Here is a 10158-nt window from a genome sequence, read left to right on the forward strand (position 1 = left end):
TTCCGAATTCTTGTAGGATTGCGAGAGCGAAGCGGAGCAATCCGTATATCATCATAGAGTAGATGAAAGCGGAGCAATCCGTATATCATCATAGAGTAGATGAAAGCGGAGCAATCCGTATATCACTCAATAACTAGAAATATTTTTTTGGAGGAAATAAATGAAAGCTTTTTTGATCTTGGAAGACGGAACCGTCTTTGAAGGAAAGCATATAGGTGCAGATAAAGATGTAGTTAGCGAGATCGTTTTTAACACATCAATGGCAGGATATACAGAGGTTTTCACAGACCCGTCCTATGCAGGACAGGCAGTTTGTATGACATATCCGCTTATTGGCAATTACGGTGTATGCCTTGATGATATGGAGTCGGATAAAATCTGGGTTGACGCTGTAATAGTAAGAGAGCTTTCCCACATCCCTTCCAACTTCAGATGTGATATGTCAATTCAGGAATTTCTCGAAAAATACGAGATTCCCGGAATTGAAGGTATTGATACCAGAAAGCTTGTAAGGATCCTTAGAGAAAAAGGAACCATGAACGGCTTTATTACAACCAATGAAAATATAAGGTTTGAGGATGTTAAAGACAGATTAAACGCCTACACAACAGGAGACGTAGTAAGCAAAGTATCCTGCAAGGAAAAGAAGTTCCTTAAGGGAGTTGAGGATATATCGGAAAACGGGGCAATTTCAGGAAGTGCTTCTTTTAACAAGGATGACTATGAGGCATGCCAAAAAGGTGATTTATCTAAAAGAGAAAAAAAGCCCTCAATTGTAAGAGAGCTTAATGGAAAAGGCCTTAAAGTAGCTCTTCTTGATTTTGGTGCCAAAAGGAATATTGCTGCATCTTTAGCGGCAAGAGGGTGCGATGTTACAATCTATCCTTCAGACACTTCAGCAGAGGAAATCCTTAAGGATGCTCCCGATGGAATCATGTTATCAAACGGTCCGGGAGATCCCAAGGAGTGTACACAGATCATAAAAGAGATCAAAAAGCTCTATGATTCAGATATGCCTATTTTTGCAATCTGTCTTGGTCATCAGCTAATGGCACTTGCAACAGGCGCGGACACCTTTAAGATGAAGTATGGTCACAGAGGAGGCAACCACCCGGTAAAAGACCTTTCAAATAACAGGGTTTACATATCCTCACAGAACCACGGATATGTAGTTGATATGGATAAGCTTGATCCAAATGTGGCAAAGCCCGCATTTATAAATGTAAATGATGGAACAAATGAGGGACTTTCCTACGTTGGAAAGAATATCTTTACAGTTCAGTTCCATCCTGAAGCATGTCCCGGACCACAGGACAGCAGCTATCTGTTTGACAGATTTATTACCATGATTAAAGAAGGAGGCAAGAACTGATGCCAAAGAATAAAGATGTAAAAAAGGTACTGGTTATCGGTTCCGGTCCTATAGTAATCGGTCAGGCAGCAGAGTTTGACTATGCCGGAACTCAGGCTTGCCGTTCACTTAAGGAAGAGGGAATTGAGGTTGTTTTAGTAAACTCAAACCCTGCAACAATCATGACTGACAGGGATATTGCTGATGAGGTTTATATCGAACCTCTTACAGTAAAGACTCTTGAACAGATAATAGAAAAAGAAAAACCGGATTCAATTCTTCCGACTCTTGGAGGACAGGCAGGTCTTAACCTTGGTATGGAGCTTGATGAGTCAGGATTTTTAAAATCTCACAATGTAAAGCTTCTCGGAACTACAGCAGAGACCATAAGAAAAGCTGAGGATAGACAGGAATTCAAGGACACAATGGAAAAGCTCGGACAGCCTGTTGCTGCTTCACTTGTTGTTCATAATGTAAAAGACGGTGTTGAATTTGCGAGTAAGATCGGATATCCGGTAGTTCTTCGTCCTGCATTCACACTTGGCGGATCAGGCGGTGGAATAGCCTATAACCAGGTTCAGTGCGAAGAAATCCTTGAAAACGGCCTTAGACTTTCAAGAGCCAGCGAGGTTTTGGTTGAAAGATGTATCGCCGGTTGGAAAGAAATCGAGTACGAAGTAATGCGTGACAGTGCAGGAAACTGCATCACAGTCTGCAACATGGAAAACATCGACCCTGTTGGTGTTCACACGGGTGACTCAATAGTTGTGGCTCCATCACAGACTCTTTCTGATAAAGAATACCAGATGCTCAGAAGCGCAGCTCTTAATATCATTGATGAGCTTCAGATCACAGGTGGTTGTAACGTACAGTTCGCCCTTCATCCAACAAGCTTTGAGTACTGTGTAATTGAGGTTAACCCACGTGTAAGCCGTTCTTCTGCGCTTGCATCAAAGGCTACAGGATATCCTATAGCCAAGGTTGCAGCCAAGATTGCGCTTGGATATACACTTGACGAGATTAAAAATGCCATCACAGGCAAGACTTATGCTTCTTTTGAACCTACACTTGACTACTGCGTTGTTAAGTTCCCAAGGCTTCCATTTGATAAATTCATCACAGCCAAGAGAACACTTACAACACAAATGAAGGCGACCGGCGAAGTTATGAGCATCTGCACCAATTTTGAAGGTGCAATGATGAAGGCTATCAGATCTCTTGAACAGCATGTTGACTGCCTTACAAGCTACGATTTTTCAGAGCTTGATGATGATGAGCTTTTAGAGAGACTCAAGGTTGTAGATGATCAGAGAATATGGGTTATTGCGGAGGCACTTCGCCGTGGTATAAGTCATGAACAGATACATGATATTACCATGATTGACCTTTGGTTTATAGACAAGCTCCACACTCTTGTTAAGATGGAGTTAAGGCTTCTTAGAATAGGTGAAAAAAATACTGAAGGTAAGCAGGGAACACTTGAAGATGCTAAAAAGATAATTTCTTTTGATACACTCCTTGAAGCAAAGCGCCTTGAGTATCCGGATACTGTTATAAGCAGACTTACAAGATTCTCAGTTGAAGTATTAAAGCAGCTCCGTGAGGAACTTGGAATCAAAGCTACATTTAAGATTGTTGATACATGCGCTGCTGAATTTGAGGCTGCAACACCATATTATTACTCGGTATACAACGGCCCTGACTCCGAAGATGAAGCTGCAATTAGCGCAAACAGTGGGAAAAAGAAAATCCTTGTTCTTGGTTCCGGACCTATCAGAATCGGTCAGGGTATTGAGTTCGACTACTGTTCAGTTCATGCCACATGGGCATTTAAAAAAGCCGGATTTGAGACAATCATCATAAACAACAACCCGGAGACTGTAAGTACTGACTTTGATATTGCTGATAAGCTCTATTTTGAGCCTCTTACACCTGAAGATGTTGAAAACATTGTTAAACTTGAAAAGCCGGACGGAGCAGTAGTTCAGTTTGGCGGTCAGACCGCTATTAAGCTTACTCAGGATCTCATGAAGATGGGGGTTAAGATTTATGGAACTGACGCCAAGGATGTTGATGCGGCAGAAGATAGAGAAATCTTTGATCAGATTCTTGAACAGACTCAGATAAAGCGTGCTCAGGGAGCAACAGTATATACTGCAGAAGAGGCAAAAGAGGTTGCTAACCGTCTCGGATATCCTGTACTTGTTCGTCCTTCCTACGTTCTCGGCGGACAGGGCATGCAGATAGCTCTTTCTGATCAGGAAATTGAAGAGTTTATGAATATCATCAACAGATATGCTCAGGATCATCCTATCCTTGTTGATAAGTACCTTCAGGGAATTGAAACAGAGGTTGACGCTGTATGTGACGGCGACGACATTGTTATCCCCGGAATCATGGAGCATATCGAGAGATCGGGTATCCACTCAGGAGATTCAATCTCCGTTTATCCTGCCCAGTCTCTTTCTGACAAGGTAAAAGAGACAATTGCAGAATATACCAGAAGACTTGCCAAGGCACTTCATGTAGTGGGACTTATAAATGTCCAGTTTATTGCTGTGGGTGATGATGTATACATCATCGAAGCTAACCCAAGATCATCAAGAACAGTTCCTTACATCAGTAAGGTAACAGGTATTCCGATTGTGGATCTGGCAGCTCAGGTAATGATGGGACATAAGCTAAAAGACCTTGGATATACACCGGGACTTCAGCCTGAAGCTGGTTACGTTGCGATCAAGATGCCTGTGTTCTCTTTTGAAAAGATAAGAGGAGCAGAGATCAGCCTTGGACCTGAAATGAAGAGTACAGGTGAGTGCCTTGGTATCAGCAAGAACTTCAATGAAGCTCTTTATAAGGCGTTCCTTGGAGCCGGAGTAAACCTTCCAAAGTACAAGCAGATGATCATTACTGTCAAGGATTCAGATAAGGGTGAGGTAATAGATATAGCCCGCCGCTATGAGAAACTTGGATACATTATCTACGCTACCCGTTCAACTGCTGATACTCTTAATGAGAACGGCGTAAAAGCAAGAAAGATAAATCGTATCAATCAGGAATCACCTACAGTTATCGACCTGATCCTCGGACACAAGATTGACCTTGTAATTGATACACCTACTCAGGGAAGAGATAAATCAAGAGATGGATTCCTTATCCGCAGAACTGCCATTGAGACAGGTGTAAACGTGCTTACGGCACTTGATACAGCAAGAGCCCTTGTTACAAGCCTTGAGACAGCAAGTTCTGAAGGTGAATTGGAACTTGTTGATATCGCAAAGCTGTGATTTAGGTTATAGTGGTATATTCTAAGCTTTATTGGCTCTTTATCAGTAAAAAATAATGGATTTTGCTTACGAATGCTTACGCCTGGTGCGTAAGCATTCTTTTATTTAACAGGAAGATATGATGACTGCATCCTGTGAGTATAAGGGGGACCGTTAGCGACTGTATTATAGTCGGTTATGGTATCTGCGTTATCTGTGTCGGATCGGATTTAGTCAGATTTTAAATTCCAAAAACCTATAAACAGGAATGCACTGCGAAAAAACATAGATGACTATGACTTCGTTTATGCACATTGGCTTCCTCACCGAGGTGCTTGTCCATATATAGTTTGAACTTATCGAGTTTTACTTCAAACTCAACTTCCTACACACTTAATGCCAACGTTTTTAAGAAAAAAGGCTATAAATTCATAGAGTGGAACACCAAGGCTGACGGAAGCGGCAAGACCTATGCAGATAAGGCAAAAATTGTGCCGAAGGTCTCTTTTGCATCTTGTTATTGTTTAATATATCCTATAAGTCTTCTGTAGGCTTCTTACATATCAACTTCAGGATGCCGGCTCCGAATGTCTGAGCAAGTCTGGCTATTTTTACATTAACCCCATATTCTGAGTTGTATGCTACACACATATTCTCGCATAGACGCTTACTTTCAGGATAATTGCTTCGAATGGCAAGTGGGTTTATGTAGCCAAGATCATTTTCTGTCACAGGGGCTGTTCTTTCGTTAAAAGTGCCATACATTTCCATTGATGAGATATATACGAATCAAATAAGAGATCTGATCAAACCTGTGGCACCTGTAACAAGTATTGATTTCTCCTTGAATTTATCCCACTCAATATCTTTAGAATTGCATAAACTGTTGATTATCTCCCATTAAAAAATCCATCGTCTATCCTCATTTCTACTATGATTTAATTATTGTAAAGGAATTTTTTAAATTGCAAACGTATTCATAGAATAATTCATTACCCTGAATAGAAAGATTTATTATCAAATGTCAGGTTAAAAATATCAACAATTCCCCGTATATACATGGTCCAGATATATTTCGGCTACATCCCTTAGATGATAAATTGCATCTATGCTTGTGGCCGGAATGGTTTGCATTTTAAATCTGGGAAAAAACCTGCTGATATGTAACGCAATTTCGCTTTTTCCACTACCTCCGTTTAGGGATGCAATCCATTTTGCAAGTGCAGCGATCTCTTCGTCCCTGTCATTAAGTCCGGGAATAACGAGAGTTGTAATCTCCACATGGCTGGAAGTGGTGGCATATTCAATAAAATCCATCACCATTTTCCTGTCCCCATGCAAAACGTCCCGGTAAAAATCATCCGTAAATCCCTTTAGATCGATATTCATTGCATCAATGTGAGGAAGCACCTGCTCAGCAACCTGCATAGATACACAGCCGTTGGATACAAGTACTGTCTTTAAGCCTTTTTCGTGAACTTTTCTGGAAACATCAATGACATATTCGTAGCTCATAAGCGGCTCGTTGTAGGTAAATGCAACCCCGATATTGCCTTGATCCCTGTAAGAATCAGCAATTTCTGCCAGCCTGTCAGGAGAAAGATATGATATACTTCCATGATATTCAACACCAAAGCCAATGGAAATTTCATGATTCTGGCAGAAGGGACATCGCAGGTTACAGCCGTAGCTACCAACAGAAATAATATTTGATCCAGGGTAAAAAAGATTAAGAGGCTTTTTTTCTATCGGATCAAGGGCGATGGAAGTAATAAGGCCATAATTCTTACACACAAAAAAGCCATTCTCATATTTTCGAGCATGGCACAACCCCGTCTGTCCTTCTGTTAAATTACACCTATTGTGACATACATTGCATGTGGGCATATCCTAGCTCTCCCTGACACTCTGTAGAATACCGTATTTCTGAAGAAATTAGATATTCTACAAGTGCCTTACAACTTCAAATCTCTCAAGGCTATACGCCTCATCTTCGCTTATTCCGGCCTTCCTGCATGCAATTGCAATCTGATCTTCTATTGTGTCAACTCCGTCGAGATTGGGTAAAAGAAGTCCTCTCTTGCGGCCGGAGGTTACAATGACGCCGTATTTTTTTACATCCAGCTGAAAAGCGCTGTCTATAGGCTCAGGCTTGTTAAGAACGTCTACACTTATCTCCAGGCTTTCAAGCTCTTCTTCCTCGATTGCCGGAAATCTGGGATCAGCAGTTCCTGCGCTGATGGCATTTTGCATGATCTCATCAGCCAGAGTTTCACAGTTTGGAAGAATCGTTCCAATACAGCCTCTGAGAGCACCATTTTTGTGTATGGAAACAAAAACACCGGCTCTTTGCTCATAGCCATCAGAAGGCATATCGTCCCATTTTGGACCTTTTACATCTTCTCTTCCTATGCGCTTTCCCAGAATGATATAACTTTCCAGGGAATACCTGGCAAGCCGCACATAGGGATCACTGTCAGAAATTCTATCATCAAGATAATTATACTATAAAACGTTTATATTCATGGAATAAAAGATCAATGGACAGTATTTTTTAAAACCACATTTTTGACGGTTGAAATCAATTGAAACACCGACAAAATTGTGATTGTGGTATATGTACCATGGATTTGTTTGTACAATCATTGATGTAGATGAAATGGAGAGGCGTGTTGCCATACACAACTATATCACCAATCCTATCTATAGAGCTTTTGGGGTAAATAGTGAGCCGACTTTTGAGGACTATGAGGAATTCGTCAAATCCAGATGCTTTCCGGAAACAAGAGATAAGCTTAAGCTTGAACTAAAAAAATTGGATATCCCCTTTTATGATCCGATAATGATAATCGAGAAGACTAAGGGGCGCATGGCTGATGATGATTTTTGGATAAGGATAGAGAGATAGCTTATGATAGCTATACAATACATGATATAGAAAACACACTTCAAAAAGCATATAGCTACGGCGAAGAGGAAAAAGAAAGAGTTTTAGAAATAATTCTACAAACAAGGAGGAAATACGGTTATTTATTTAATTAAAGTAGTCTGGTTCGGAGTAGATGGTACCGGGAATCAATGTGCTGTAAGTCATGTATTCGTTCCTTCAAAGTCTCTTCCTGATGGCTTCTTTGACCATCATGTCTACGTGGGGACTGGCATCAGATTTTGCTTAGTTGAGCTGCTGTAACCAAGGACTCAAAGTGTATTGTTATTACGCTTAGGTTTCGTTAAATCAAAACGACAGGATAATTTTAAGGTTTTGATGGATGCCTTTGCATCAGTCATCAGGCATTTCCCCACCTTCAAGCTCGTATGTGCAGGAGGCAGAGATTTTAATGAGTCCGAACACGCCAGATTCCGTGCCATGAATGCGGATAATAGCATAATACATGTAACTCCTTCAGAAGAGGAAATTGTATGGCTCATTCAAAATGCCACCTGTCTTATTTATCCGCCACTAACAGATACTTTGGCCAGTTTCGTGCTAGACGCAAGGCATAGTGGATGCGCTCTTATTCTCAGCGATACCTTATCAAACCATGAACTTGCCGGGAAAAATGCAATGTACTTTAGTCCTTCAAAGCGTGCGGAATGGGGAGGTCGACGTTTTATCGGATGGCGAAGAAGATGTGAAAGTGAGAATAGAAAGCAAGAGAGGTCGCGAAGTTGCGGCCTCTTTTCTGGATATGATGCATCATGGGGGAAGTAAAAAGGATCTACTTGGCCATTTTAGGGTAAAGAGACATTGGGGATATATTTATCAAGTTCATTTATTAGAATGTCTGTATTCTTTTTGGCAAAGGCCTTATCTGCGTATTTTTTGTCACGTAACTCTGTAAGCTGGTTTTTGAGGCTTGTTATTCCGTCGCCCTTGCTTTCGGAGTCGTTATTTTTATAATCATAAGAATTAGACAACTTTTCTAAAAAGTCTGTCATATAGCCAACAAAGCAGGCTTTTCCATAGTTGTCTGTTGCTTCAAAGGCTTTTACAGAAACTGTGGCCATTGCGTCAGTGAATGAATCAAAACGTTTCCTGCTGCATTCAATGAAAGCAGTCTCGTAATATGCTGACATAGCATTAATAAAGGCTCTTTCGTTAATCAGGAACATGCTCTTTTCTGACTTTATAAAGGATTCTATCAGGAGATAAGATTCCTTTTCTGGCTCTGATAGCATGGACACATCGAGCCTTGTTGTTGTATGGTAGTCCAGGTCGCCGGCTTCGAGTATACTATGGAGCTTGTTCTTTATCCCGATATTTAACTGATCCCAAGATATTTCACATGGAAGGCCAAAGTCATATTCTCTGGCGATAGATAGGTTCAATATGAAAGTCACGTATTCATCCAGTGTCAATTCCCCGTTATAAGCCATGGTGAGAACTTCAGGGAAGCCTTGTGTTACTTCGTCTTCCTCAAGATAATCTATGCGCTGAAGGCGTACAAGATCTTGAGGAATATCGCTATGTGACTGCAGTATGGCTGTTTTTTCACAGTATTCATCTATTTCTTTCTCATTCCAGACACCCATGGTGATCCACGTCTCAAAGCAGTCAGGTAAAAATGTGGCTTTGTAGTATCCGGGATATAGGAATTCCAGATTGGAACTTGCGAAGATGCTTCCATATCTATCTGTGGGAGCGTATAAACCAGCTTTTGAAGCGAGCATACAGGAAACGAAGCTAAAAAAGTAAGTGTCTACATGGGAAATATTATAGGAGTTTAGCTTATCAAAAATTCTTTCAAAGTCCTGTATAGCGCATTTAAGGCTCCGTATATTGTGCTGCTTCTTTTTTAATAGTTCCGTTTTTTCATTGACATAAGCATCTTTGTCCTGATGGCTGTACATCTGTACTTCTTTAATCTTTTCTGAAGAAACATCTGTCATGGAGTCTCCATTAGGCATGGTATCTGAGAAAAGGGCTTGTAGTGACGGTAGACACTTTTGCAGGAAGTCTGAGTATGCAGGAGTCTCACTGGCATACTCTGAGATTATATTCTTTACGATCGCAGCATAGTCAGGCGTATGATGAATTGTCCTTTGAATCAGTTTCTCTTTGATTTCGCTATATGAGATCCCGGAGGATTTATCATCGCTGGTCTTTTGCATGAATTTTTCGTTAGCGATGACTATTACTTTGAAACCTTTGTTTTCTGAGTAGTGGTTAATTGCTCCAAGCATATCTATCTGGTCAAGTTTGGACCTCTCCAGATCATCAAAAACAAGTACTACCGGCTTTTTATCAATTGTGTTTTCTATGGATATGAGATCAAATATATTCAAAGAAAGTACACTACCAGCAACACTTGTGTATTTTTTCAGGGGAGCGATGCTACCCAAAACATTGTTTATGGTGTTGACTATTTTCTTCCCGTCATCTATTTTGCTCCAAAGACCGGATTTTGCTTGAAGCCATGCCTTATTGACGTTTTGATGGAGCTGGCTGATATCAGTGAGCCCAAATAGTGAGATGCGAATGATTACATGGGATTCGCTGAGGGAATCCTTAAGCAGATGTTCTATCAGGAATGTTTTTCC

General features: G+C 40.8%; 10 protein-coding genes. 6 read left to right on the forward strand and 4 right to left on the reverse strand.

The window, feature by feature from the left end:
- Positions 1-160: 160 nt before the first annotated feature.
- From J6O61_RS05835 to J6O61_RS19575, 3 genes are all read left to right on the forward strand, one after another.
- On the forward strand, positions 161-1372 hold the full coding sequence (locus J6O61_RS05835) for a carbamoyl phosphate synthase small subunit (protein WP_292210721.1): 1212 nt from the start codon (positions 161-163) through the stop codon (positions 1370-1372).
- A complete protein-coding gene (gene carB, locus J6O61_RS05840; RefSeq protein ID WP_292210723.1) occupies positions 1372-4638 on the forward strand; it encodes a carbamoyl-phosphate synthase large subunit in 3267 nt (1088 codons plus the stop codon). Before J6O61_RS05835 ends, carB begins: the two co-directional genes overlap by 1 nt.
- A gap of 329 nt (positions 4639-4967) precedes the next feature.
- Entirely contained in the window at positions 4968-5168 is a 201-nt protein-coding gene (locus J6O61_RS19575) for an InlB B-repeat-containing protein (RefSeq protein WP_292210724.1), read from the forward strand.
- On the opposite strand, the gene J6O61_RS05850 is transcribed toward J6O61_RS19575, so the two are convergent.
- The 3 genes from J6O61_RS05850 to amrA form a co-directional block, all read right to left on the reverse strand.
- Positions 5152-5397, reverse strand: a complete 246-nt coding sequence (locus tag J6O61_RS05850; RefSeq protein WP_292210732.1) for an NAD-dependent epimerase/dehydratase family protein — start codon at positions 5395-5397, stop codon at positions 5152-5154. The genes J6O61_RS19575 and J6O61_RS05850 overlap by 17 nt on opposite strands.
- A 258-nt stretch (positions 5398-5655) precedes the next feature.
- Positions 5656-6504, reverse strand: a complete 849-nt coding sequence (gene amrS / locus J6O61_RS05855; RefSeq protein WP_292210725.1) for an AmmeMemoRadiSam system radical SAM enzyme — start codon at positions 6502-6504, stop codon at positions 5656-5658.
- A gap of 57 nt (positions 6505-6561) precedes the next feature.
- Positions 6562-7080 carry an AmmeMemoRadiSam system protein A gene (gene amrA, locus J6O61_RS05860; RefSeq protein ID WP_330613730.1) on the reverse strand — a complete coding sequence of 173 codons (519 nt, stop codon included), beginning with the start codon at positions 7078-7080 and terminating at the stop codon, positions 6562-6564.
- Between the two features lie 154 nt (positions 7081-7234).
- Between amrA and J6O61_RS05865 the strand changes: the two genes are divergently transcribed.
- The 3 genes from J6O61_RS05865 (at position 7235) to J6O61_RS05875 (ending at position 8329) form a co-directional block, all read left to right on the forward strand.
- Positions 7235-7525, forward strand: coding sequence for a hypothetical protein (locus J6O61_RS05865; RefSeq protein WP_292210727.1), 291 nt, complete (start codon positions 7235-7237; stop codon positions 7523-7525).
- Positions 7504-7659 carry a hypothetical protein gene (locus J6O61_RS05870; RefSeq protein WP_292210728.1) on the forward strand — a complete coding sequence of 52 codons (156 nt, stop codon included), beginning with the start codon at positions 7504-7506 and terminating at the stop codon, positions 7657-7659. Before J6O61_RS05865 ends, J6O61_RS05870 begins: the two co-directional genes overlap by 22 nt.
- A 166-nt stretch (positions 7660-7825) precedes the next feature.
- Complete coding sequence (locus tag J6O61_RS05875; RefSeq protein ID WP_292210729.1) at positions 7826-8329, forward strand: glycosyltransferase; 504 nt, start codon at positions 7826-7828, stop codon at positions 8327-8329.
- 20 nt (positions 8330-8349) lie between these two features.
- Here J6O61_RS05875 and J6O61_RS05880 read toward each other — a convergent pair.
- A partial coding sequence (locus tag J6O61_RS05880) for a P-loop NTPase fold protein (RefSeq protein WP_292210731.1) occupies positions 8350-10158 on the reverse strand: 1809 nt, incomplete at its 5' end.

The sequence above is a fragment of the Butyrivibrio sp. genome (assembly GCF_017635265.1).
In the GTDB taxonomy this organism is placed as follows: domain Bacteria; phylum Bacillota; class Clostridia; order Lachnospirales; family Lachnospiraceae; genus Butyrivibrio.

What these genes read in the sequence shown, in the direction of transcription:
- J6O61_RS05835 (WP_292210721.1), top strand. Translation starts at nt 161, where the DNA reads ATGAAAGCTTTTTTGATCTTGGAAGACGGAACCGTCTTTGAAGGAAAG.
- carB (WP_292210723.1), top strand. Translation starts at nt 1,372, where the DNA reads ATGCCAAAGAATAAAGATGTAAAAAAGGTACTGGTTATCGGTTCCGGT.
- amrS (WP_292210725.1), bottom strand. Translation starts at nt 6,504, where the DNA reads ATGCCCACATGCAATGTATGTCACAATAGGTGTAATTTAACAGAAGGA.
- J6O61_RS05865 (WP_292210727.1), top strand. Translation starts at nt 7,235, where the DNA reads ATGTACCATGGATTTGTTTGTACAATCATTGATGTAGATGAAATGGAG.